Raw genomic sequence first — 24454 nt, 5'->3', positions numbered from 1 at the left:
TGGCAGCTGCATCGACGTCCGCCGCGCCGCCTGCCGGCGTATAACCGATGACTTCTTCAGTTGCGGGGTTCACGGACGGAAGCCACTCTCCTGACTGTGCCGCCGTCAGTTCTCCGTCGATCAACATCAGCCGCTTGTTGTCCTCGCCTAACTTCATCGCCTGCTCCGTTCCTTGCTAATAAGGCCATCCCTGGCTGCCTGTCCACACCATCACGTCTGCTGCAAAACCCGCTCCGGTGTACCGTGAACGGGCCTGGCTCGCGACGCATGGCGGCTCGTTGAGAGCCTACATGATCGCTCATAATGATATATACGTGATAACCATAGTTACGTTTTTATCTTATTTAGATAAAAATTAACAACCATTAAAAATTGAACACCCCCTGTCACCCTGGTCAGCGCATCGCGCCGCGCCGGGCTCAGGAACACGTACCAATCAATCATTGGAGACACCATGCAACCCGCCACCCTCGATGTTCAGGCGTTCATTAACCAGCACCGGTTCTCGGGGCTGCAGTGGCGGATCCTTCTTCTGTGCTTCCTGGTAGTCGCCGTCGACGGGCTGAACACCGCATCGGTGGGTTTCATTGCACCGGCCCTTGCCGCTCACTGGAACGTCTCGAAAGCGGCGCTCGCGCCGGTCATGAGCGCAGCCCTGTTCGGCCTCGCGATTGGCGCATTGACCGCGGGCCCGATGGCCGACCGGTATGGACGTAAGTCCGTGATTGTCACGTCGGTGCTGACGTTCGGCCTGAGCAGCCTCTTTGCAGCTCAGGCGGGCTCGCTTTCGGAGATGGTGGCGCTGCGTTTTGTGGCCGGGCTGGGACTTGGTGCGGCAATGCCCAACACCAGCACGCTGATGACCGAGTACAGCCCCATGTCGCGCCGCTCGCTATTCGGTACGCTGATGCTGTGTGGATTTACGCTGGGTTCCGCTTCCGCCGGCTTTCTTTCGTCGCTACTGATTCCCACGTTCGGATGGCGCAGTGTGCTGCTTGTCGGTGGCATCCTGCCGACCGTGCTTGGCATGGTGCTGATCGTTCTGCTGCCGGAGTCGGCACGCTTTCTCGTGGTCCACCGTGCGCCCGCAGCCCGGATAGCGGCAATCCTGCGGAAAATCGCACCGCTTGCGAAACTCGATGGCGTAACGTTCTGCGTTCCCGAAGGAACCCAGAACGGTCGCGCTTCAATTCGCGCGCTGTTCGCGCCGCAATATGCAGCGGGCACGCTACTGTTATGGATGACGAACTTCTTTGGTCAGGTAGTCGTCTACCTGTTGACGGGCTGGCTTCCCACGCTCATGGGGGATGCGGGTATTCCGATCCAATCTGCGGCGCTGGTAACCGCGATGTTCATGTTTGGCGGGACCTTCGGCGCAGTGTTTCTCGGCTGGCTGATGGACAGGACCAACCGCTACCTGGTGCTCGCCGTATCGTACGGCACCGCCGTCGCCTTCATTGTTCCCATCGGTTCGCATCAGGACGGGCTTATCCTGCTGAAGGCTCTGGTATTCGGCGCTGGGTTCGCGATGGGCGCACAGGCTGCACTCTCAGTCCTCGCATCCCAGTTCTACGAAACGCCGTGCCGCGCCACAGGTGTGAGCTGGATGCTCGGCATCGGCCGGCTCGGCGGTATCGTGGGCGCATCGACCGGTGGCATCCTGCTCACGGCTGGCTGGGATTTCCAGTTGATCTTCACCAGTCTTGCAGCCCCCGCAGCGCTCGCAGCCACTGCGATTGGAGCAATGGGAATTTATGTCGGAAAACTTGCTGCACCGGTTGCCAAAGCAGAGGCCATGGAGGGGGGAACCACCCGTTGAAAATCCTGGCCAGGACAACGGGAACGAGACAAAAGCTAACCACCCCCGCTCACGGGCGGGCCTCCTCTGCTTCGGCGCTCAACGCCGTCTCGATCTCCCGTGCGCCAATCGAAACCAGTGCGGCTAGACGGGTGGTTGTTTTCTCATCGGTCTTTCCGGAAACGACATAGCTGATACTGCCAACGCCCACTCTGTCCGCCGACAGGATGGCGGCTGCGATACCCGCGAGGCCGGCGTCGACCTCGCCACGCGTCACGAGGCTGCCAGCCCTGCGCCATTCCGACAGCATCGACCGGAACGCGGGTAGCGTCTTGCCCAGGCCCGCTTTCGCGATTGCTTTCGTGTGCTTCTCGAAAAGTGCCTTGACCCGCCGCGGCGGCAGGTAAGCAAGCAGCATTTTCGACGTCGCGCCATAAAGGAGCGGCATCGGCCGGCCGCGCTCGTAACTGATCTCTGGAGGGCTGCCCGGCGCGTTTACCCGGTGAATGCACAGCACATTGTCGCCAACGGCGCGGCACAGCAGCACGACCGATCCGGCCGGCGCATAGGTGGACAGGTCGCTCATGACGGGACGCGCGGCAATCAGCAGTGGGTCAGTCAGTTGCAGTTGACGGTCGAGCTGGGTAATCGTAGGCCCCAGCCCATAGCGGCCAGGACGAGTCGTTGCGATCAGCCCGGCTTCGTCGAGTGCGGACAGATAGCGGTAAGCTGTGGCGATTCCGACGTCCAGCACAGTGGAAACCTGCTCGGCGGTCCATTCGGGATGCTCAACCGTGAACAGTTTTAGAACAGAAAGTGAGCGATCAGATGCGGCCATGGAAGAAATTCAGTAACAGGTTGAGGGAAATTCTCTCATTTTGAGAGAATTTCCCCCATCCATGTTAACACTGCGCCCGATATTGATTAGAAATTGGGGGCGCCCAGACCCGGCGACTCTTTTTATTCGGTCGAGCCTCTTTAATTGATGCCACATCAGAAGCAACGGCGCTCTTTGCCTTGCCGGGAAATCCCGCAGTCAATGCGGCAGGCCCGCATCCGCCTTGCGCCGCGCGGCGGCCTGCTCCGCCCATAGATCCCAGCAACGGCCAACCTGGGTCGCATTCGCGCCTGTGGCCGCCTCTGATTCTGCCGGACTCAGATACTCGACATCGGTACCAAGTGTGATTGCCTGGGTCTGGATGCGGGCATTAACCTCGGTGTACACCGCGCGATACACCGCCTCGCGCAGGGTACGCCCAACGACTACCGAACCGTGGCCGCGAAGCAGAGACACACAGGCTCCCCCGAGCGCACGGGCCAGATACCGGCCCTTCTCCGAATCACGGATCAGCAGGTCAGTCGCATCGCCAAAACCCTCACGGATCTCAAAACGGGTCGCCCCGTGCAGGAACGATGCCATATGGAATACCGGCTGCAACTCGACGCGAGAAATGCCGAACGGGATGACCGAGGCCGAGTGGCTATGCACTACCGATGCAACGTCAGGCCGCGCCCGATAGATTTCGGCATGAATGAAACGCTCCAGATAGACGCCTCTTCCGTTGGCATCGACCGGCGCGCCATTTTCGTCGTGCTCGATGATGTCCCCGGCACGCACGCGTGACGGCGCCATCGAGCGCGACAGAAGGAAATGGTCCGGCCTGTCCGGGTGCCTCACACTTACATGCCCAAACGCATCGACGACGTGTTCGTCGAACAGGATGTGATTGGCGACGACGAGATCGTCAATGGCTCGCTCTAGGTCCGAATCCACGCGCGCCCCCAGGAATTCAGCGTCCGCTCGCCATGAGGCCAGACACCAGGCATGTCGTGAGCGCCGACATGGGCCAGTTCCGCCGAGAATTCGAGCCGGTTACCGTCCGGGTCCGTGACCATGAAGAACAGGTTGTTACCCGGCCCATGTCGCCCCGGCCCAAAGAAGATCGGCACCTCAGCTTCCGCGAACCGGTCGCCCCAGTCACGTATGTCGTTCCATTCGTTCGTCTCGTAGCAGTGGTGATCCCAGACGTTCTGGCTGCCCTGGAAGAAAGCCAGCGAATGGTGCTCGTCGTCCGAACGCAGGAAGACCACCATAGCCTTGCCGTTGTCGTCGACCACCTCGTCTGAGATCGCAAAACCAACGACATCTGTGTAGAACGCCACCACGCGTTCCAGCTCCGTTGTCTGAAACACGGTGTGCTGGAGGCGGCCCGGCAACCCTTCCCGCTGCGGCAAACCAGCTGCCACGCCGAACGACACGCACCGGCCCTGCGGATCGCGGATCGTGAACGCGCCCGACTGGTACAGCACACTGTCCGCCGGCGCGCACTCGACGTCACGCGCGCCCAGCCGTTGACGCAGCAACTCGAGATGTTGCGCAGAATCGACCACGTAGCAGGAACCGGGTAAGCGACCGCTTCGGGAATCACTGATTTCCACTGCCCGGTCCGGTCCCGTCAACACGATCCGGTCGTCCCCCGACACGACATCCGCGAGACCGAGCTGCGCACGATAAAAGGCGGCGAGCCGCTGCGGCTCGTCCGACACGATATGCAGGTGATGCAGCCCTGCAGGCGTTGCCTGCTGAAGCGTAGTAGCCATGAAATCCCTCTCAGGCATGAGACGATGCGGCGGCAGCTTCGGTTCCCTTCACAGTTCCCGAGGCACGCTCGCCAAAATGATGAATGCCGAGCCGGGCAGCATAGGCCGTCGCAAACTGCGATTGCTCATCTGCCCTGAATGCACCGGCGACATAACGATCAGGGCGCAGCAGCAGGATACGTCCCTCCTGATCGGCAAACAGGGTTCTGAACGCGTCATTGATGTCGACGACGAACTGCCACGAGCCTTTGCTTCGACCGGCAGGAATGGTCGATCCAGCCGGCAGCACGTGCACCCGGGTGCAACGCAGGTTGTTCCAGAGCGGATGACCCAGGTCGGCAAGCCGGCTGCCAGTCGCCGGACCATACTGGACGAGTGCGAACCCCTGACCTGTCAGGTCGTCGAGCAGACTCGCCGTCCCGTCTGCAATCCGAACCATAGGTTGCGGCAACATGCGCCCCTGGAAACTGCGCTTGCCGAGTCCATCATCCGGGCCCAGCAGGCCCTCGCGAAACCGCGGCTTCGGCTTGAATTTCATCTGCAGGAAGTAGTCGCGCAGAGGCGGGATGTAGCCGGCGAACCTGAAGAACGACTGCCAGAGAAATGCGCTCAGACGCGAAGACGGCGCCATGACGATGCCAAGATTGAGCGCAAGCCGGATCAATGACCAGGCATGTTCGCGACGCTCCATCTCGTAGGTATCGAGCACACTCGCCGGCAACCTCCCATCCAGCACTGAGGCGAGCTTCCAACCGAGATTGAACGCGTCCCGGATGCCGCTGTTCATGCCCTGCCCCGCATACGGCGGAGTCAAGTGAGCAGCGTCGCCGGCCAGAAATACCCGCCCTTCCTGCCAGCGTTCAGCAACCCGCGCGTGGAACGTATATACCACCTTGCGAATGATGTTCGTCTCCCGGTCACCGCGGAACGGCATGAGCAGTTGCCGGATCGTTGCCGGCTCCATGATCGCGTCGGCGGATTCATGCGGATGAACCAGAATCTCGAACCGTCGCGTGTGGTGCGGACCCGGCACGTCGACCACGGCCCGCTTCGCATCGCAGTAAACCCGCATCTGCGAGAACGTATCGTCGTCGTCCTCCGTATCGATCACGAGCCAACGCGACTTGAACGTCGAGCCGACCATCCCGATGCCGAGCATTTCCCGCACCGGGCTGCGGCCGCCGTCACAGGCAACCAGATATTTGGCATGGATCTCCAGGCGTTCGCCACTGTTGGAGCTCACCTGTGCGACAACGCCCTCTTCGCCCTGGGCAAACGACTCGAGCGTGTGACCAAATAACACCTGGCCCGATTCGAACCGGCTCAGGCCTTCACGCACCGTCGCTTCAAATAGCGGCTGCCGGAAGGCATTGCGACGCGGGAAGCCATATTCGCTGGCGCTTGGAATCACCCTGCCGAAACAATGTCCACCGTGACGCGTAAAGTAGTGAACGCCGTAACCAAGCACGACGTCCTTCATCACGGCTTCAGCAAGTCCGACAGCCTGCATGGTCCGCAACGATTCATCGTCAATTGAAACGGCACGCGGCTCCGCAATGGTTGAAGGCTTGCGATCCACGAGTGCGAACCGCGCGCCGGCACTCCCGAGCACGTTCGAAAGCGTCAATCCCGTTGGCCCACCGCCGACGACGAGCACGTCGGTATGAATAATGTTCAACTTCTGCCTCCATCAACATCGACTATCTGTAGCATGACTAAATTCATGCTACAAACCACCCGCCTGGTGACGGGTGCCTGCTGTCTTTTCGCTCTTACCGGGTCTCGTCGACCACGACGTTGCGCAACGTCCCGATACGCGAGATTTCCACCTCGACTACATCGCCTGCCTTCATCCACAGGGGCGGCGTGCGGAACGCGCCGACGCCACCGGTCGTGCCGGTGATGATCACATCGCCGGGATGCAGTTCAGTAAACGTCGAGCAATATTCGATTAGATGCCCGACGTCGAAGATCAGGTCGTCGGTCTTCGCCTCCTGAACCACCGTGCCGTTCAGACGCGTGGTCAACGTCAGCTTCGACGAATCGCCCACCTCGTCGGCCGTCACCAGCCACGGGCCGAAGCCACCGGTTGACGGGAAATTCTTGCCGGGAATGAACTGGATCGTGTGCTTTTGCCAGTCGCGCACGCTGCCGTCGTTGTAGCAGGAATATCCCGCGATGTAGCCGGCGGCGTCTTCGCGGCGCACATGACGCGCCGTCTTGCCGATCACGACTGCCAGCTCACCTTCGAAGTCGAGCTTTTCGGACGCGATGGGGCGCACGATCGGGCCACCATGCGCGGTCTGCGAATCGGCCCAGCGCGTAAAAATCATCGGGTGAACGGGAATCTCCCGACCGGTCTCCTTCACATGCGACAGGTAGTTGATGCCGACGCACAGGATCTTCTCCGGGTCAGGCACAACAGGCAGCAGCGTCACGTCGCCCAGCGCAATACGTTCAGTCGCGCCCGCGACCCATTTCCCGATGGCCGGCAGACTGCCGTTTGCCAGCGCGGCCTTCAACGACCCGCCAACTTCGCCTGCGATGGGCGTCAGATCCACTAGGTAATCACCGTCCACCACGCCAAACGACGTGGCACCCCGATATTCAAAACTCACCAGCTTCATTTCACGTTCCTCTGGAATTAGTGCTTTCGATCATAGCGAAACCACACATCAAGTCAACATTTTTATCTTATTTCGATAATTACGTGTTTACGAGAATTACCAGAATATCAACTATCCAGCACGATGCGATCCGTGACGTGGACAGCCATGCACCGGTCCGAGACCGACAAGAACATGAAGGAGACACACAGATGAAAGCAGCACTGCTGGCTGCGGGCACGCTATGCCTTGGCACCACAGCGGCATACGCACAAAGTTCAGTCACGTTGTACGGCATCGTCGATTCGTACATCGGTATCACCCATGCCACCGGAAAGGGGACAGTCATCAGCATCGACAGCGCCGGGTACCAGCAAAGCCGCTTGGGCATGCGGATCGTCGAAGATATTGGCGCGGGCTACCACGTGAACGCGGTACTCGAGAATGGTTTCTCAATGTCGCAAGGCTCCGCCGCCGACCCCACGCGCGCATTCAGCAGACAGGCCTGGGTGGGCCTCTCCGGTCCTTTCGGCGAGGTTCGCGCGGGACGACAAAATTCACCGCAGTACATCATGCTGGCGCAGCTCGACGCCTTCGCCGGAGCGACCTACGGCTCGATCATCAACAACTCGTCGAATCTCGGCATCCGCTACGACAACTCGATCAGTTACATCTCTCCCAGCGCGTACGGGCTGAAGTTTCAGGGCCTGGTCTCGCTGGGCGGGCAGGCTTCGCCGCACACCGGCAACAACGTTTATGTCGCGATGGTCGACTATGCGCGCGGCCCCTGGTATTTCGGGCTCAACTACGCGGAGCAGAAGAGCCAGGACGCATCTTTCTCGGTCAAATCGACCTTTGCAGTCGCGGACTACGACTACGGCCACGGCCGCCTCTATCTGTCGTGGTACCGGGGCGACAACCCCGGCGCCAATCCGGCGGCCAACGTCCGCGGGATCTACACCAGCATCTACTCGCTCTCCGGCGACTGGCGCATCTCGCCCGCACTGGTGATCGGCGCCGGCGGGGGCTGGATCGACGAGAGCGGCGCGGGCGTCCCGCAGGCATGGCAAGCCAGCGCCATCGCGACCTGGTCCCTGTCGAAACGCACGACGCTGTTCAGCTCGGTCGCGTACGTCAGCAACACCAAGGGCGGCGTGTTTTCACTCGGTGGTGCCGGGCCGATCACCCGTAACGTGCCCGTTCCCGGGGGCAACGAGACCGGGTTCCAGCTAGGCATTCGTCACATGTTCTAGGTCCGTCTCACAGCATGGCAGGACCCATAACCGCATCAGGAGATTTCATGCACACCACTCACATCGCGTCGGACTCCGGCCCGGCACCCCGGTCAGGATCCATACCCACGATCCAGCCCAGACGTGAAGTACACGTGGGTGACGTCATTGACGCCCGCCCGATGTCAGCCCTGCAGCGCCTGATCGTCGCCCTGTGCATGCTGGTCGCGGTCCTTGATGGATTCGATACACAGACCATCGGGTTTCTGGCACCCGCGATCTCGGCCGACCTGCACATTCCGCTATACCGGTTCGGGCCCGTGTTCACGGCGGGACTGGTCGGCCTGATGGTCGGCGCCATCCTGTGCGGCACGCTTGCCGACCGCTACGGCCGCAAAAGAGTCCTGATCGCGGCCACCATTTCGTTCGGGGCCTGCGCACTCCTGACGGCATACGCAACGACGTTGCCGCAGCTGATGGTCATCCGCTTCCTGACCGGCGTCGGGCTTGGCGGCGCCATGCCGAACATTGTCGCGATCGCCTCCGAGTTTTCGCCTCGCCGCCTCGCGAGAATCTCCGTCACACTGCTCTTTTGCGGCATGCCGGCAGGCGCTGTGCTGGGCGGAATGGCCAGTGCCATCCTGCTACCCCGCTTCGGGTGGCAAGCGTTGTTCTTCGTGGGCGGCGCACTGCCGCTGGCCGTCGCCGCGGCATTGGCGATGTGGATGCCCGAATCGGTCCGTTACCTGATCCAACGAGGCGACGCGGGGCGACGGGTCAATGCGATCATGCGGCGGATCGCACCGGACCTGGATGCCGGCACCGTAGTCGTCGCCGACACGGTGCGTAGCCAGGGTAGCGCGACAATCAGGCAACTGTTCACTGACGGCCGTGCGCCCGCCACGATCCTGCTGTGGATCCCCTACTTTCTCAACCTGATGGTCCTGTATTTCTCGATCAGCTGGCTGCCGGCTGTCCTTGTCCTGAACGGGCAGGACGTTTCGATCGGTATCGAAGCCATTACGGCATTCAGTGTCGGCGGAATCATTGGGTCAATGGCCCAGGGCAAGTTGATGAACCGGTTTGGCGTGACGCCCGTACTCTGCACCGAGTTCGTCATCTACATCGTATTCGTCGCGGCGCTCGCGCTCCTGCCCCTCGACACCACCTTCATCCTTGCCTGCACGCTGGGTGCCGGCTGTGCCGTGCAGGGCGCGCAGGCAGGTCTGAATTCGCTTGCGGCCGAGATCTATCCTGTCGCCATCAGGGCAACGGGAGTCGGGTGCGCGTTGAGCGTCGGCCGTATCGGATCGATCATTGGGCCGGTTGCCGGCACCCTGATGCTCGCGCAGCACTGGAATGCCCGGCAGATTTTTCTCGCCGGCATGGTGCCAGGAGCCATCGCCGCGCTTGCCCTGTTGAGCGGGGTGCTGTTCCGGCGGATTGTCCAGACGCAGGATGCGAGACAAAAATAAGGCCGCGTGCGCCGCGGCAGCAGGCTGTACTGGGCACCGCTGTGCCAGAGATAGTCGTTGCAACTCACATGCACCAGTTGCACAGGCGAGCTGGCAACCTTGACCCATTAAGGTCCAGCGAGACGCGGTAGTGTGTGGCTCCAGGTTTGCACTCCCACGGCTCGCTCTGGTGCGAGAGCAAAGGCCACGTTCGTATCCCTCATCTCCATCTCATTTCACTCATCGGGGCGATTCCGTCCTATCTCACCCAGCAAGACATCCCGGCACGCCAGCAGCCGCTCCACAATCCGCGATCGGCTGGCTGCCGCGACACGTACCGCCGGAGCCGGAACCGATACCGCAAAGCGCCCGAGAATGGTGTCGATGCCAACAGCCAGGGACACAACGCCGGGAGTCGTTTCGTTGTCGTCGACCGCATACCCGATGCGCCTGACACGCTTCAGTTCCTTCGGCAGTTCGTTACCGTCCGTCACCCTGGCATCTGGCAGCTGAAGCAGGATCGACGCCTCCCCGTCCGTACCGAGCGCTAGCAGCGCCCGCCCGCCCGCGGTGGTCGCAAGCGGCAGGTTCGCCCCGACGCGCGGCACCACTCGCAGTTCCTGTTCCGCCACGACCACGTGAATGAACGCCAGCTCGCGGCCGCTGATCCGCCCGAGTGTGACCGTTTCACCAATATCGTCGCTCAGCAACTGCAGGTGCGGCGCCGCGACCGCCACCACATCAGTGTGCAGCTTGCCGACCAGCCGCAGGAACGCCGGCCCGAGCCGCACACCATCGGCACGCCCGGTGCGCACGAGTTCCTCGTCAGCCAGCGCCTTCACGATGCGCTGAACCGTCGAACGGGGTAGATCGACCTCCTTCGCGATCTCGCCGAGACTCATGCCATCCGGGCGTCCACCGAGCACGTCAAGCACGCGCGCCGCACGCGCGATGACCTGAATGCCCTGCCCGCGTTCCCCCGCCAGATCCTCATCCGTCACTGCTGCCTCCATCGTTAGAAATTTGACGCAATGATACTACGCAAGAACCACTATGCAATACACCGAATCACATTGTAGAATTCGTTCGCTTAAGCACATGTATCGCAATGCGGATTGGTGAACCACGTAACGGTTCAATATGAACATACCCAGGATGACCATGACTCCCCAATCACCGGCTGCGCCACCGCCTCCTGCTGCGCAGCCGCTCTCCGCCCGGCTCGCGCTCGGCCTCGTCGGCGTGCTGATCGCCGCGCTCACGTCCGGGTTGAACGACCGCGTGACCGACATCGCGCTCGTCGACGTACGTGGCGTGCTCGGCATCGATCACGATGCCGGCACCTGGCTCGAAAGCGCGTACGAGGCAGCCGAGGTTTCGGCGATGATGCTGTCCGCGTGGTTCGCCGTCACACTCTCGATCCGGCGTTTCGCAATCGCCGTCGTGTTGCTGTTCGCGCTCGCAGGCTGCGTGTTTCCGCTCGTGCATGCCTATCCGGCGCTGATCGCAATGCGTATCGTGCAGGGGCTGCTCGGCGGCATGCTGCCGCCGCTGCTGATGACCGTCGCGCTGCGCTTCCTGCCGCCGCCGGTGAAGCTCTACGGGCTGAGCGCATACGCGCTGACGGCCACCTTCGGGCCGAACCTCGCGATGCCGCTCGCCGGGCTGTGGACCGATCTGGTCGGCTGGCGCTACGTGTACTGGCAAATCATTCCGCTGTGCGCGGCCGCCGCCGCGATGATCGCGTATGGGCTACCGCAGGATCCGCTGCGGTTCGAGCGCTTCCGGCAGTTCAACTGGGTCGGCGTCGCGACGGGTTGCGGCGGCGTCGCGATGCTGGTCGTCGCGCTGACGCAGGGCGAACGGCTCGACTGGTTCCACTCCCCTCTGATCTGCGCGCTGCTCGCGTCGAGTGCCGTGGCGCTGGCGCTGTTCGGGTTTAACGAATGGCATCACCCGCTGCCGCTCTTCAAGCTGCAGATTCTCGGGCGACGCAATTTCTCGCACGGCCTCATCACGCTATCCGGCCTGCTGATCTTGTTTATGGCGGGATCGGCGCTGCCTGCGCAATTCCTCTCCGAAGTGCGGGACCTGCGCCCATTGCAGATCGGGCCGCTCGCATTGTGCATTGCGATTCCGCAGCTCATCGCCGCGCCGGCCGCCGCAACGCTATGCAACATCGCCCGGCTCGACAGCCGCTTCGTCCTCGGCTCGGGGCTTGCGCTGCTCGCCGCGTCCTGCGTCGCCGGTTCGCTGCTCACGTCCGCATGGTCAGCCAACAGCTTTTATCCGATCCAGGCCTTGCAAGCGCTTGGGCAGCCGCTCGCCGTGCTGCCGATCCTGATGGGCGCAACCGGAACCGTGCTGCCGCCGGAGGGACCGTTTGCCTCGGCGATGTTCAACACAGTGCGCGGGCTCGCCACGGTCGTCGGTTCGGCCATCGTTGAATCGCTCATCACGCATCGCGACCGATTTCACTCGGCCATGCTGCTCGACAACGTTGGCAACCGCACCGTACTACTTCATCAGGCGCCGGCCAGCATCGGCAATCATGCCGCGCCGTTTTCGGGCGTCCTCCCCGCCGGCGATTCAAACTCGCTCGCCGCGTTCAGCGCACAGATTCACGGCCAGGTGCTGACGATGAGCATCGCCGACCTGTACCTGTTCCTCGCCGGCGTTGCAGTGGCGCTGATCGTCGTGATGCTGGTCCTGCCTGTGCGGGCTTGGCCCCCGGGCGCGTTGCCACGTCAGTCCTCCCGTTAAAACTGGACAACTTCATGAAAAATCCAATACTTCGTGCAGCGGTGGCGCTGGCCGCCATCGTCCTCATCGGCCTTGCCGTGTTTCATTTCGCGCAGCCGTCCACGACCAGCGAACAGTCGACCGATGACGCGACGCTCTCGGCCGACTACACGCTCGTCGCGCCTCGCGTGCGCGGCCAGATCGCCAAGGTGCTCGTCGAAGACAACCAGACCGTGAAGGCTGGTGACCTGCTGGCAACGATCGACGACCGCGACTATCAGACCGCGCTGCAAGGCGCCACCGCGGATCTCGCTGCCGCGCGGGCCCGCCAGGCCACGCTCGACGCGCAACTGCAGCGCCAGCAGGACGTGATTCGCCAGGCCGCGGCAACCGTGACAGCCGACCAGGCGTCGGTGTCGTTCGCGCAGCAGAACGCGGCGCGGTATCGTCGGCTCGCGATCGACGGCACCGGCACCGTCGAGGAACAGCAGCGCAACGACTCGACGCTGCTCCAGCAAACGGCGCTGCGCGAACGCGACGCCGCCGCGCTCGATACCGGCAGGAAGCAGCTGACCGTACTCGGCGCCCAGCGCACCGAAGCCGCCGCCAACGTTGAACGCGCCCAGCACGCGCTCGACCAGGCGCAACTGAACCTGTCGTACACGAAGATCGTCGCGCCCGTTAACGGCGTCGTCGGCCAGCGCTCGGTACGCGTCGGCGCATATGTCGAAGCCGGCACGATGTTGCTTGCGGTCGTGCCGCTGAAGCAGATCTATGTGGTCGCGAACTACCGCGAAACGCAGCTCGCGCACGTACGCGCCAGGCAACCGGCAAGCGTCACCGTCGACGGACTGCCCGGCGCCACGTTCCGCGGCCACGTGGACAGCGTCGCGCCGGCAACCGGCCTGACCTTCGCGCCGATCGCGCCGGACAACGCCACCGGCAACTTCACCAAGGTCGTCCAGCGGCTGCCCGTCAAGATCGTTCTCGACGCCGGCCAGCCCCAGATGGACCGGCTGCGCGTCGGCATGTCGGTGATTCCGCGTATCGACACGCGAGCGGACGCGAAGGAGTAACGCACCATGCAAGACCATCACCCAGCCCTGCGGCGCCGATACACGCCCGCGCTCGCAGTCGCCACAGCCGTCGCGGTCACCGCGCTGCTCGGCGCGTGTGCTGTCGGCCCCGATTACGTGAAGCCCGAGCCGCAGCTTCCCCAAGCGTGGGACACGCACGACCAGCCAGGCAACGCCAGCCATCCAGTCGCGCTGCCGGCTGGACAGGCCGCCGATCCGCAATGGTGGAAGCAGTTCAACGACCCCGAGCTCGACGCGCTGGAACAGCGCGCCGTCACGGGCAACCTCGACATCCAGGTCGCCGCCAGCCGGCTCCAGCAAAGCCGCGCTGCGCGCCGGATCGTCGGTGCAGAGGCGCTGCCGTCCGTCGGTGCCAACGCGAACTACCAGCGTACCGGTGCAAGCTCGAGCGGCCTGATGAGCCTGCTCGGCGTGTCGAACCCGCCCGCTTCGCAGATGGCGAATGGCACCGGCTACGGCAACTCCGGCGTGCAAGGCAACGACGTGAGCGAACCGTTCAACCTGTACCAGTACGGCTTCGACGCATCGTGGGAGCTCGACCTGTGGGGTCGCACGCGCCGGCAGATCGAGGCGGCTGATGCCCTCGCGCAGGCGAGCGACGAAACGCGCCACGAGACGATTCTCGCCGTCGTCGCCGAAACCGCGGCCGACTACGTGCAGCTGCGCGCCAGCCAGGCGTCGCTCAATACCGCCACGCAGATGCTCGACCTCGCGCACCGTTCGCTCGAACTGACGCAGCGCCGTCGCGCGGATGGCGCTGCGACCGACCTGGACGTGATCAACGCACAGGCACTTGTGTCGTCGCTCGAAGCCGCGCTGCCGCCACTACTCCAGCAGAACGCGCATCTGATCGACGCGCTCAGCCTGCTGCTCGCCCAGCCGCCCGGCACACTCGCGCAGGAACTTGCAACCGCGCAGCCGGTGCCGCCGGTACCGGCTGCCATTCCGGTCGAAGTCCCGTCCGGGCTCGCGCGGAGACGCCCCGACATCCGCCGCGCGGATGCGCTGCTGCACGCGGCGACGGCCAGCATCGGCGTGGCGAAAGCGGACTTCTATCCGAGCGTCACGCTGTCGGGCAGCTTCGGGATGCAGTCGATGTCGTTCGCGTCGGTCGGCACCTGGGCCGCGCGCCAGTTCGCGGTCGGCCCCACGCTCAGCCTGCCGATCTTCGAAGGTGGACGACTGCGCGCCCAGCTGAATCTGCGCGAAGCGCAGCAGCAGGAAGCCGCGCTCGCGTATCAGCGCACGGTACTTGGCGCCTGGAACGAGATCGACGACACGCTCTCCGCACTCTCGACGGAGCAGCAGCGGCGCACGAGCCTCGCGGCGAACGTTGCGCAAAGCGACCATGCCTGGCAGCTTGCGACGTCGCGCTACCAGACCGGCGCCGGCACCCAACTCGACATACTCGCGACGCAGCGAACAACGCTCGCGGCAAAGCTCGATTGGATACGCAGCGACACGAACGTATCGCTGAACGCGATACGTCTGTATAAGGCGCTTGGCGGCGGCTGGGAAAGCGCGGGCGAAACCCCGCTCGCGGCACGCTGACGAATTACGCTGTTGCGTCATGCGGCGTCAGCCACCGATGCAACAGGATGTTGCTGGGGACTTCAAACAGGACATACCCGCAAAAAAGAAGACCGCGCACAGACTGTACATCGCGTCCGTCAACGAAAGGTCATGCTTCATCGGCAACTGCGCAAATCCGATGTTGTTTCGGTCAAGGATAGCGATGACGTAGCAGACGAACAAAAACGGAATGATTCGCAGCGTTACCTTTCTGTAGAAGCGGTCATCCGCCGCAGAGACAGAGGGTTGGTCCTACGGTAACGGAACAGCGTGGACCGAACTCGGCGTTGTCATGGGTGAACTCCGCAGCGCAGCTAATTTCTATAGGCCAGCAAAGCTGAAAGACACATCGAAGCGCTCGCCGACGCAGCATCGGGGAAGCAATCGCACCATGGCATGCGCGTCGTTCGCAATTTATTTAAAAACCCGCGACTTCGCATATGTATATCTATTGCTTCTACCTACCGCGATGTCACGGTGCGTCAGCCACCAGGCTGCAGCCGCCCGCGAAACCCAGCTATTGTGGGCTCGCGGGTCAGAGCGAAGAAATGCCAGGACTCAGAAATAGTGCATCATGCCGAAGTAGGCACCTTGCTGATTGTGCCCCGGCAACGGCAACGAATCGGTTGTTTCAACAGGAAACGAAGCGTTACCACCGTTGAACATCGCGCCGAGCGTCGCATACAGGAGCGTGCGCTTGGACAGGCTGTACGTCGTGCCGATGACACCCAGATTGCCGCTGCCGCCACCGTGGTTGACGTTGCCGTGGTACCACGCAGCCTGGAAAGCAAGAGCAGGGTTGACCTGATATGTTGCCCCCAACCATTCCTGCTGGTTCCGCGTCGCGCCAGTCGGGTTGGTCGCGTCAGCGACTGTATCCGTTCCGGATGAGACCAGCAGTTGATAGCCCGTGTAGAACTTGAGCGCGCTGAATTGGTACGTGCCACCAATCATGTATTCGCGCGACGCGCTATAGAGACTTGAGAACTTACCGTTGGCATCGCGAATTTCTTCATAGACGCCGAACGCGTTGAAGCCAGCAATAGAGTAAGCAGCACTCGCGCTAGCCTGACGATTTGCGCGGAAATCGCCGGCCTGGTTCCCGAAACCATTCTGTAAGCGGAAAGAGAAGCCAGCCCATTTTGGTGAGTTATAGGTCAAGGTATTGGAACGCGAACCCCATGCACGACCCTTGGCAAAGTTGGCGATACCCGTCGCCTGCTCTCCAAATGGGTCAAGGGAACCTCCAGTCTCGTCAGTCAGACTCATTACCTGACCCACCCACAAACCTCCCCAACCGTCCTTATCTAGCCCGACGTAGGCGTATCGATTGAACAAGCTTTGTCCCGGCAACTGACCCGTTCCAGCGGTGAACATGCTTTCGAGTTTGAATTCCGCCTGCAGCCCTCCCCCTAGGTCTTCCACGCCAGTCAGGCCCCACCAACTGATGCCGTACTGGTTGCTGCCGAAGCGATAGTTAGTCGCCGACTGTCCGTTTGACGTCGCTACATTCGTAACGACATCAAACCCCGAAGCTACGCGCCCATACAGAGTGACACTGCTCTGAGCGTTCGCATTACATATACCCACCGTCAAGAGTGTTGCGCACACGATGCTATTCTTCATTTCGTTCTCCTAAACTTAAAAGTCTCCAAACCTCAAAAACCAGCCTTCTACTGGACTGGTGCAATCGACTTGCCAGCTCTTCCATCCGAAGTGCGCCTGAAGCGAGTTACTTGTCAGCACCGCCGCGTCAACGGCAAGCACGACAAATTCATCGCTCGCGCCAACGACCTACAAATGCGTTGGCTGGTGAAAACCTGCATTGGGTAAGACGCTGCTCGCAGAGGCAAACAGCGCGGGTGCTGCGAGTGCAACTGGGAGCACATGGCATCTGGACGAGATGTTCGTCACACTGCGTGGCGAACCGTTCCTGCTGTGGCGTGCGGTCGACGAGCATGCCGCCGACCTCGACATCTTGCTACAAAGGCGACGCGATAAAGCTGCGGCCAACCGTTTCTTCCTGCGTGTGCTGCGCTCGAACCAGGTATTGGACTACTTGGTTTAAAAAAGCTTCTATGTGGAGACCGGTCGCTGACGCACACCCATCCGAGCATCTAGAGATAAGACGTAACATCGAAACAACATCGGCACGCAGGCTAGAAAAGCGCGACGGGACGTTTCGTCCGCCATGAACGATCGCAAGCCTCGGCTACTTCAAGTGCCGAAATGGCTTCGTCTGCGGTACACCCACCAAACGACGTACGTTTGCCGGTGGCAAAATCGATGAACTCTCGTGTTTCGGTAGTGAAGGCGTCGGCGAACCGCACGCTGAAGTGGGGGGGTGGATTCACATTGAGGCCTGGGTCGCGGGGCTCGCAATCCAAAAGCGGCGTTCGATCATCAATGCCCGTACAAAACGCACCTTCACTTCCCACTACCTCGAACCTGACATCGTGTCCCAAAGGTTGAGCCCGAGTCGATTGAATCGATGCAGTTAGTCCGTCTTCGAAAGTGAGCATAATCGACGCTACATCGCAATCCTCGAAGTCAGCGTAGTCCTTGCTAATCCGAACAGAACCCCAACCGGAACATTCCTTCACTCGCTGTCGGGTCAACCAAAGCGCGATGTCGATATCATGGACCAGCAGGTCTCGGAAGTGTCCCCCGCTGCTCGCGATGAAGTCTCGACCTTTCGCATGACGGTCATAGTGTGCACCCCGCAAATGGTAGAGCGTACCCGCCTTCCCGTCAGCGACGTACTGATGCAACTGCCGAAAACCGGCATCGAAGCGTCTCATGAAGGCGACATAAAACGGGGTGCCTGCGGCGTTTGCCCGTCTCGCCAACGCTGATGCTGCCATCACGCTTGCTGCAATCGGCTTCTCACAGAGGAGCGGCACGCCGCGGTCGACTACGACATCAAGATCTCGCTCGTGATCAGCCGTTGCACTACAAACAAAGACAAGGTTTGCGTCGACGTTGTCTATTTCCTGAATCGGGCGCACCTCGACCAAGCCAGGTGATTCAAGTCGCTTCGCAAAGTCGGGCGAACGACTAACCACGGTCGTCTCTATGCCTGCTTCGCGCAGACCTTTAAGTCTTATGACGGCCATCTCGCCGCTGCCAACAATCAAGGCTTTCATAACATTTCTCCGTGTAGTATCAAAGGTGAGTCACGCAATGGAAGTCGGCGCGCCCCGCCTGCGCGAAAACGTGGTAACGCGTGGGCTATGAAGAACGCACGACCTCGGACGCACGGGCCAAGGCATAGATCATGTAAGAGGGACCCACACATACAGAACGTGCTCCAAAACTTAGGAATCTGACGCTAGGGAGTGATTCCGAGAGACTTGCAGTCGTTGGCGTAGTCGCCCTTGCACAGTGCGGCAACATCAACATATTTGGCCTTGACCACGGTATCTTTGATGTTGTCCCGTGTAATCACGACGGTCTTCACCAGGTTGGCCGGAATTCGTTCCCCACCACTGTCGATCGTAGTCGCGGTGGCCGGGGTCTTGCCTTGTACAATCGAGACTGCCATCTGGCCCGCGAGCTGAGCCAACGTGATACTGTTCTTCCAGACGGTCATATACATCCGCCTTGCAAGAATTTGCTGCAGAGCAGCCAGATCCCCGTTCTGCCCGGTAATCGGGGGGAAACTCTTCGCGCCCGCATTGACAAACGATGCAACGACTCCTGCAGACAGTTCATCTGCCATGGCATAGACGCCACCGATGTTTGCCACGCCAATCTTGGTTATGGCCTGGTCCATCGACGTCTGGGCCGTTGAGGAAGACCAGCCAGGAGTCGAAACGTCATAACAAAGTTTGGTCCCCGCCTTTTGGAACACGGGAAGCGATCCACCCCAAAACGCCCCCTGGTTCTTGTCAGACGCATCGCCGCGAATCGCCACCACGCATTTGTCCGAGGTACCGAGCTGCTTCATCCGATCGACCAGGCTCTGGGCGATCTGTTGGCCCACCTGGTTTGAGTCAAACGAGACAAAGTAGGAAATTGGGGCGTCGCTAATTAGTGAGTCGTAGTTAATGACCGGGATATTTTTTGACTTGGCCGTCACAACAACATTGCGCATAGCCCCGCCGTCGAAAGGATCGATGACAAGTACGGCAGCCCCCTGCGCCAGAGCAGCTTCCGCTTGAGATTGTTGGCGGCTTGCATCTCCTTGCGCGTTCGAAATAATGACCTTGCAGGTCGGACAAAGAGACTTCACTTCTTTTGCGAATTGCGGTCCGTCAATCTTGTCGAAGCGGACGGCGGCCGTATTGGGTAGAAGAAGCGCGATCGTCTTGGCGTCTTCAGCCATTGCGTGGGAGCTCACGAGAGTACCCGCGGCGATAAACATGCATAGGCGTCGATTGAACATTGCAGTGTCTCCATTTTTGGTTTTGATATCTACTTCCGGGTAACTCAATTCAGCGCGTAACTAACCCTTGCCACCATGGTGCGTGTCGGCGCCAAGCATATTCAGATTGCGAAACTCAAAACCAGAAGTAAGTCCGCCATCTACCGGGAGGTTCGTACCGGTAATCCCTTCTCTCTCGGCGGAGAGGTAACAGATGAAGGCATTCGCAACCTGCTCGGGCTTGGGTACTTCTCCCAAGGGTTGCCGGTCTTCCCTGCGCTTCAGGAAAGCAGCGGGATCGGGCGCCGCCCGCATATGCGACATAGAACATCTCGGTAGCCATCGGACCAGGCGAGACGGCATTAACTCGAATCTGCTTACGCCCAAAGTCAAGGCGCCCCGCGCGTACCATCTGAAGCACGACGCTCTTCGTTGTACCGTACTGCTTGGCTCGGCCAACATGCCGGATATAGATTGTCACGACACTATTAGGTCTACTATCTTTTACCAGCTCGATCGCGAGATCGACGGTGTTGAAGCTTGAAAAAGGAATGAACTCTACGACGACATTGATTCCACACGGCGCGGTGCGATCTTTTAACGGATGAGGGCTTACCTCTGTGGGTCCTCCCGGACATACGTTGCCGGCAAGGGTCCAGTGAGAGGCAATCAGTTCGATTTTTGCTTTCGTCATGTCGTCTCCGGCAAAGGACGCACCATCGTCCATGCAATATTCCACGTCGCCCACGTCCGCCATTGTTCTTTGTCGCTAAATTGACGTAAAATATATTATTTCAATAACTATATGTTTCTGAGTTGCCGGGTGTCCACTAGGGTTTACCTGTCATTAGGAAAAACTTGAGATAGCAGATGGTCAAAAGGCATTCAGACAGACGCGGTTCGTGTTCGAGAGGCTGCAGCGCAATATCATCGAAGGCTTGGCGGCACCGGGCACGAAGGTCAACATTGCCGTCGGCGCCGAGGAGCATCAGGTCAGTCCGGGGGGCCGGGAAGCGTTGGCGATGCTAGAAGCGGAGTCTTGGGTTATCTCGGAGCCGGCGCGGGGATATCGGGTCAGCCCGATATCGGAAAAAGCGCTGCTCGATCTGGTGCCAGCTCAAGTGGCAGTCGAGAAGCTATCTATTGCGGAAGCTATACAGCACGGTGATTCGGCGTGGGAGCGCCGTGTCGTCGCAGCCCTTCATCACCTTCCTCGCATACCCGAGCGCACCAGCGAAGCGCCACACACATTGAATGCCAGCAGAGCGAACGTTATCGCTATCTTTCCGTGCGCGGCCGAGCAGTGGTAGGCGCGACGTCTTGTCGGAGCACAAGACTCTGGCCGAGGCAGTGCTCAACCGGGACATTGAGGCTGCGCCGAACTATATAACCCAGCGCCTAAAGGAGACCGCCAATCTCGTGCTGCAGACCTCGCGCGCATCTTTTGGCACCAATTAGCCTCCCGCTTCATAGGTGCAAAGCCAGACGCTCCGTCTCGCGAGTCTCCTTCACGAGACTAGCATGATCAAAAAAATATATATAAACTTGCGTTACGTATTATTTGGCGATTAAAAAGATGCTTACACTGATCACTCCCAGCGGTCTCATATCGCCACGTACGATGGCGTCCACGTTGGAAGATATGCTCCGTCGGGACATCATCACGGGCGCCTTGGTACCGGGCAGCCGGCTTGGCGTCAAGGAACTGGGTGAGCGATACGAAGCTGGAGCCATTCCACTGAGAGAGGCGCTCTCTCGCCTGTGCGCCACCGGCTTGGTGCTTGCAGTCGACCAAAAAGGCTTCCGTGTGGCTGATGTCTCCCTTGAAGAACTGGCAGATATAACTGAAACCAGGCAGGAGATCGAACGCCTTGCGATCGTGCGGGCGATCCGCCGTCGTGACCCGACGTGGGAGGGTGAGCTCCTATCCGCGCATCATCAGCTACAACGGATCTCAGTTTATGAGCCGCAAGACAGCGACCGCCTTAACCCAGAGTGGGAACGGGCACACAATCGATTCCACGAAGTACTGACAGCGGGTTGTCGCTCGGAATGGCTCACGCATTTCGCATCCATGCTGCGTGACCACACAGCGCGCTATCGACATCTCTCTGCCACGGCACCCCACGCCCACGACCGTAACGTGGCGGACGAGCACGACGCGATCGTCCAGGCCGTTCTATCGCATGACGTGGAGCTTGCTTCGTTGCTGCTCGTCGAGCATTTTGGACGGACCATGAAGCTCGTGGCAGCAGCACTTAATCTAACTCTGACGAAGGACAAAAGCATCTGAATGGCGACATGATGCCGTTACAACCGAGGCGCAACGACGGAACGACGCGCGAATGCTATTCAGGAGACGACTATGATTCGAATCGCAGTGCTAGGCGCCGGACGTATTGGGCGGATTCACGCCGCCAACATCGTGGCGAATCTAAATGCCAGGCTCGTGGTAGTCGCTGACCCCCTTGAGAGCGCGGCGAGTTCTCTCGCTAAGCGTCTGGGCTGCGAAGCGTCGACAGACTGCGTCGCTACCATCGACCGAGACGATATCGATGCGGTTGTCATTGGGACACCGACCGATACGCATATCCAGTTCATGCTGCAGGCGGTGGAGCGAGGCAAAGCTGTGTTATGCGAGAAACCAATCGACCTAAATATGGAAAAGTCGTTGGCGGCAGCGAACGAAATCGAGCGACTCGGAGGGCGGGTAATGCTTGCGTTCAATCGCCGCTTCGACCCGACTTCCCAGGCCTTTCGCAAGGCAATTGACGCAGGCGAAGTTGGAGACGTCCGCCAAGTGATCATTTCAAGTCGCGACCCAGGCATGCCCTCCCGCGAATACGTATCACATTCGGGCGGCATTTTTCGTGACATGGTGATCCACGACCTTGACATGGCTCGATGGCTTCTCGGCGAGGAACCCGTGGAAGTGATGGCAATGGCAAGCCGGCTCGTCGACCCGACCCTTTCCGATGTCCAAGACTATGACACGGTCATGGTGCAGTTGCGCACGGCTACAGGCAGGCAATGCCACATCAATTGCTGCCGTGAAGCAGTTTACGGTTACGACCAGCGCTTGGAGGTCTTTGGCTCGAAGGGCATGCTGCTACAGGAAAACCTCCGGCCCTCTACGATTCGTCGCTGGACCCGTAACGTCACCGACGCGCGCGAACCTTTGCTGAACTTCTTCCTGGAACGATACGAGGAGGCCTATAAGACGGAACTTGCAGCGTTCGTCGAGGCGTTGCGGATGCATTTGCCCTTGCCTACTTCGGTGAAGGACGGGCTGAAGGCACTACATTTGGCTGAGTGTGCGCTCGAATCTGTACAAGAGCGCAAATCAGTCAGGGTGTAAGGCAGTACTAAGAGCAAGGCCGTGGCACTGAAGTCGGGGGGTAAAACGAACAAGCATAGCCATTTCGGGCGGACGAGGGACCCTATGCGGGCTGACAAGATAGCAAAGGATCCTTCGTCCATTCCAAGCGCCAGGGGTAGTGGATGTTTGAGCTTGCCCCCGAGAAACGAATCCCTTGCTGAGCAGGTAAACTCAATAACAGGGGCAAGGTCAGTTTGGTGTTCGAGCGGAACCTAGGCGGGCATACTTGCATGCCGACATATCGTGAGCCTCCCTTGCCTACGGGCACGCGAGGCCCGTAACGTTGCTGTCGCACTGCATCGAAATGCCCTGAACTTCGGGCGAGCCAGGAGCTTCACGTGTGCACCCCGGAAAACTTAACGGCCCTGCCCATCTTGTCTCGTCTGCTAGTCTGTCTACTGCTTGCGTGGCATGTGATCGCCACCGGCACCGAAGTCGTTCGCGTCCCGAAGCCTGAGTTCGAAGGCGATCACCGCTTCGACTACCCGATGCAATTGCTGCGGCTTGCGTTTTCAAAAATCGGCTCCGAATATCGGATCCAGGTGACCGATGTTCCCATGACCCAGGACCGCCAGGTGCGAGAGCTAGAAGCCGGTCAAATGATCGACGTTGCCCCGATGCCCAGCTCCCCCGAACGCGAGGCGCGATTGCTGCCAATTCGCATCCCTATCAACAAGGGCTTGCTGGGATGGCGCCTAGGTCTGATCCGCAAAGGCGACCAAGGCCGGTTCGCGGGTGTCGATACGTTGGGGGACCTGAAAGGTGTGCTACTCGCGCAGGGACAGGACTGGCCGGATACGCAGATCCTCAAGGCTAACGGCGTCAATGTGATCGCCGCTTCGAGCGACGAAGACCTGTTCAAGATGCTCGTAGCCAAGCGCTTCGATTACTTTCCCCGAAGCGTCATGGAAATCTGGGACGAGCAGGCGAACAATGCAGATACTCTGGTGGTGGAGCCCCACGTCGCCCTTCACTACGTCTACGACGCGTACTTCATGGTGAATCGCAAGAGCACGAGGCTCGCGCAGGATATTCGCGAGGGGCTCGAAAAGGCGATTGCTGACGGGTCGTTCGACAAACTATTCCAGCAATACTATGGCGAACGACTACGTAAAGCGCACCTGGAAACGCGTACGGTGATCGAGCTGAAAAACCCATTGCTAACACCCGGCACGCCCTCCGATCGACCAGAACTCTGGTACGACTTCAGGCGGGGACCCGCGAATCCAAAGCGAGCCCAGCGTGTCAGGTGTCAGCGGCGGCCTCAGAAGACGGAACATGAAGCACGCTTCGCCCGCGATTCCATACGGATTGGAGAGAGTATCGCAGCGATCCTGGTCACCGCAGGTATAGGCAGCGGGGTTTCGCATACTTCAGCTTGCTATGGCAGATCGCATTGCGTAGCGGGCGTGGGGACAGATGTTCCCTTGGGATTGGCGGATGAACCCGATGACTTGTAGTCAACGGTTCGGGTGGCCAGCATCGTGCTTTGCAGCGTTCGCATGCCGGGCCACTGCACCAGTGCGTTGGATTCGCTATTCGTGCCACCAGGCAGAACGGGACGGCCTGCGGTCCAAGGGCTGGCACCGAGTCAAGATTATCGGTAA

At 60.4% G+C, this 24454-nt stretch carries 20 protein-coding genes and 3 pseudogenes; 11 read left to right on the top strand and 12 right to left on the bottom strand.

What is annotated here, in order from left to right; all coding sequences use genetic code 11:
* The first annotated feature begins 454 nt into the window (after positions 1-454).
* A complete protein-coding gene (locus tag EOS_RS34020) occupies positions 455-1819 on the top strand; it encodes an MFS transporter (RefSeq protein ID WP_047896607.1) in 1365 nt (454 codons plus the stop codon).
* A 49-nt stretch (positions 1820-1868) separates the two neighbouring features.
* Here EOS_RS34020 and EOS_RS34015 read toward each other — a convergent pair whose 3' ends face one another.
* The 5 genes from EOS_RS34015 to EOS_RS33995 form a co-directional block, all read right to left on the bottom strand.
* Entirely contained in the window at positions 1869-2636 is a 768-nt protein-coding gene (locus tag EOS_RS34015; protein WP_047896606.1) for an IclR family transcriptional regulator, read from the bottom strand.
* 198 nt (positions 2637-2834) lie between these two features.
* Positions 2835-3572 (bottom strand): class II aldolase/adducin family protein, encoded by a 738-nt coding sequence (locus tag EOS_RS34010; RefSeq protein ID WP_200908736.1) that lies wholly within the window; start codon positions 3570-3572, stop codon positions 2835-2837.
* On the bottom strand, positions 3557-4399 hold the full coding sequence (locus tag EOS_RS34005; RefSeq protein ID WP_047896604.1) for a VOC family protein: 843 nt from the start codon (positions 4397-4399) through the stop codon (positions 3557-3559). Before EOS_RS34005 ends, EOS_RS34010 begins: the two co-directional genes overlap by 16 nt.
* A 10-nt stretch (positions 4400-4409) precedes the next feature.
* Positions 4410-6077 (bottom strand): bifunctional 3-(3-hydroxy-phenyl)propionate/3-hydroxycinnamic acid hydroxylase, encoded by a 1668-nt coding sequence (locus EOS_RS34000; RefSeq protein ID WP_053064127.1) that lies wholly within the window; start codon positions 6075-6077, stop codon positions 4410-4412.
* Positions 6078-6171: 94 nt separating this feature from the next.
* The gene (locus tag EOS_RS33995; protein ID WP_047896603.1) at positions 6172-7026 is read right to left on the bottom strand and encodes a fumarylacetoacetate hydrolase family protein; all 855 of its coding nucleotides are present in this window, start codon (positions 7024-7026) and stop codon (positions 6172-6174) included.
* Positions 7027-7217: 191 nt separating this feature from the next.
* On the opposite strand from EOS_RS33995, the gene EOS_RS33990 reads away from it, so the two are divergent.
* Both EOS_RS33990 and EOS_RS33985 read left to right on the top strand, forming a co-directional pair.
* Positions 7218-8258, top strand: coding sequence for a porin (locus EOS_RS33990; protein ID WP_047896602.1), 1041 nt, complete (start codon positions 7218-7220; stop codon positions 8256-8258).
* Positions 8259-8305: 47 nt separating this feature from the next.
* A complete protein-coding gene (locus EOS_RS33985) occupies positions 8306-9712 on the top strand; it encodes an MFS transporter (protein ID WP_082163620.1) in 1407 nt (468 codons plus the stop codon).
* A gap of 215 nt (positions 9713-9927) precedes the next feature.
* Here EOS_RS33985 and EOS_RS33980 read toward each other — a convergent pair whose 3' ends face one another.
* Positions 9928-10692 (bottom strand): IclR family transcriptional regulator, encoded by a 765-nt coding sequence (locus EOS_RS33980; protein WP_235443044.1) that lies wholly within the window; start codon positions 10690-10692, stop codon positions 9928-9930.
* A 160-nt stretch (positions 10693-10852) separates the two neighbouring features.
* On the opposite strand from EOS_RS33980, the gene EOS_RS33975 reads away from it, so the two are divergent.
* Genes EOS_RS33975 through EOS_RS33965 form a run of 3 tightly spaced genes read left to right on the top strand, consistent with a single transcriptional unit; the run spans position 10853 to position 15081 of the window.
* Positions 10853-12454 carry an MFS transporter gene (locus tag EOS_RS33975; RefSeq protein ID WP_047896612.1) on the top strand — a complete coding sequence of 534 codons (1602 nt, stop codon included), beginning with the start codon at positions 10853-10855 and terminating at the stop codon, positions 12452-12454.
* 14 nt (positions 12455-12468) lie between these two features.
* A complete protein-coding gene (locus EOS_RS33970) occupies positions 12469-13509 on the top strand; it encodes an HlyD family secretion protein (RefSeq protein WP_047896599.1) in 1041 nt (346 codons plus the stop codon).
* A gap of 6 nt (positions 13510-13515) precedes the next feature.
* Positions 13516-15081, top strand: a complete 1566-nt coding sequence (locus EOS_RS33965; protein ID WP_047896598.1) for an efflux transporter outer membrane subunit — start codon at positions 13516-13518, stop codon at positions 15079-15081.
* Between the two features lie 31 nt (positions 15082-15112).
* On the opposite strand, the pseudogene EOS_RS48415 reads toward EOS_RS33965, so the two are convergent.
* A pseudogene (locus tag EOS_RS48415) lies at positions 15113-15339 on the bottom strand (MFS transporter); the annotation flags it as partial.
* 321 nt (positions 15340-15660) lie between these two features.
* Complete coding sequence (locus EOS_RS33960; protein ID WP_047896597.1) at positions 15661-16728, bottom strand: porin; 1068 nt, start codon at positions 16726-16728, stop codon at positions 15661-15663.
* A 253-nt stretch (positions 16729-16981) separates the two neighbouring features.
* Here EOS_RS33960 and EOS_RS33955 point away from each other — a divergent pair.
* A pseudogene (locus EOS_RS33955) lies at positions 16982-17152 on the top strand (DDE-type integrase/transposase/recombinase); the annotation flags it as partial.
* A gap of 109 nt (positions 17153-17261) precedes the next feature.
* On the opposite strand, the gene EOS_RS33950 reads toward EOS_RS33955, so the two are convergent.
* From EOS_RS33950 to EOS_RS49375, 4 genes and pseudogenes are all read right to left on the bottom strand, one after another.
* A complete protein-coding gene (locus tag EOS_RS33950; RefSeq protein WP_053064126.1) occupies positions 17262-18248 on the bottom strand; it encodes a Gfo/Idh/MocA family protein in 987 nt (328 codons plus the stop codon).
* 185 nt (positions 18249-18433) lie between these two features.
* Entirely contained in the window at positions 18434-19489 is a 1056-nt protein-coding gene (locus EOS_RS33945; RefSeq protein ID WP_053064125.1) for a substrate-binding domain-containing protein, read from the bottom strand.
* Positions 19490-19549: 60 nt separating this feature from the next.
* Positions 19550-19792: an SDR family oxidoreductase gene (locus tag EOS_RS48830; protein WP_047896595.1), complete on the bottom strand. Its 243-nt coding sequence runs from the start codon at positions 19790-19792 to the stop codon at positions 19550-19552.
* Between the two features lie 13 nt (positions 19793-19805).
* Positions 19806-20162 (bottom strand): annotated as a pseudogene (locus tag EOS_RS49375) (SDR family oxidoreductase); the annotation flags it as partial.
* A 208-nt stretch (positions 20163-20370) separates the two neighbouring features.
* Here EOS_RS49375 and EOS_RS33935 point away from each other — a divergent pair.
* The 4 genes from EOS_RS33935 (at position 20371) to EOS_RS33920 (ending at position 24307) form a co-directional block, all read left to right on the top strand.
* Positions 20371-20778 carry a GntR family transcriptional regulator gene (locus EOS_RS33935; RefSeq protein ID WP_053064124.1) on the top strand — a complete coding sequence of 136 codons (408 nt, stop codon included), beginning with the start codon at positions 20371-20373 and terminating at the stop codon, positions 20776-20778.
* Positions 20779-21101: 323 nt separating this feature from the next.
* Positions 21102-21761 carry a GntR family transcriptional regulator gene (locus EOS_RS33930; protein WP_268760381.1) on the top strand — a complete coding sequence of 220 codons (660 nt, stop codon included), beginning with the start codon at positions 21102-21104 and terminating at the stop codon, positions 21759-21761.
* Positions 21762-21833: 72 nt separating this feature from the next.
* Positions 21834-22826, top strand: a complete 993-nt coding sequence (gene iolG / locus EOS_RS33925) for an inositol 2-dehydrogenase (protein WP_047896593.1) — start codon at positions 21834-21836, stop codon at positions 22824-22826.
* Between the two features lie 359 nt (positions 22827-23185).
* Positions 23186-24307, top strand: a complete 1122-nt coding sequence (locus tag EOS_RS33920) for a substrate-binding periplasmic protein (protein WP_053064123.1) — start codon at positions 23186-23188, stop codon at positions 24305-24307.
* Positions 24308-24454 lie beyond the last annotated feature (147 nt).

Origin of the sequence: Caballeronia mineralivorans PML1(12) (assembly GCF_001028175.1) — a bacterium.
GTDB lineage: Bacteria > Pseudomonadota > Gammaproteobacteria > Burkholderiales > Burkholderiaceae > Caballeronia > Caballeronia mineralivorans.
This window is presented reverse-complemented; position numbering and strand designations above follow the sequence as displayed.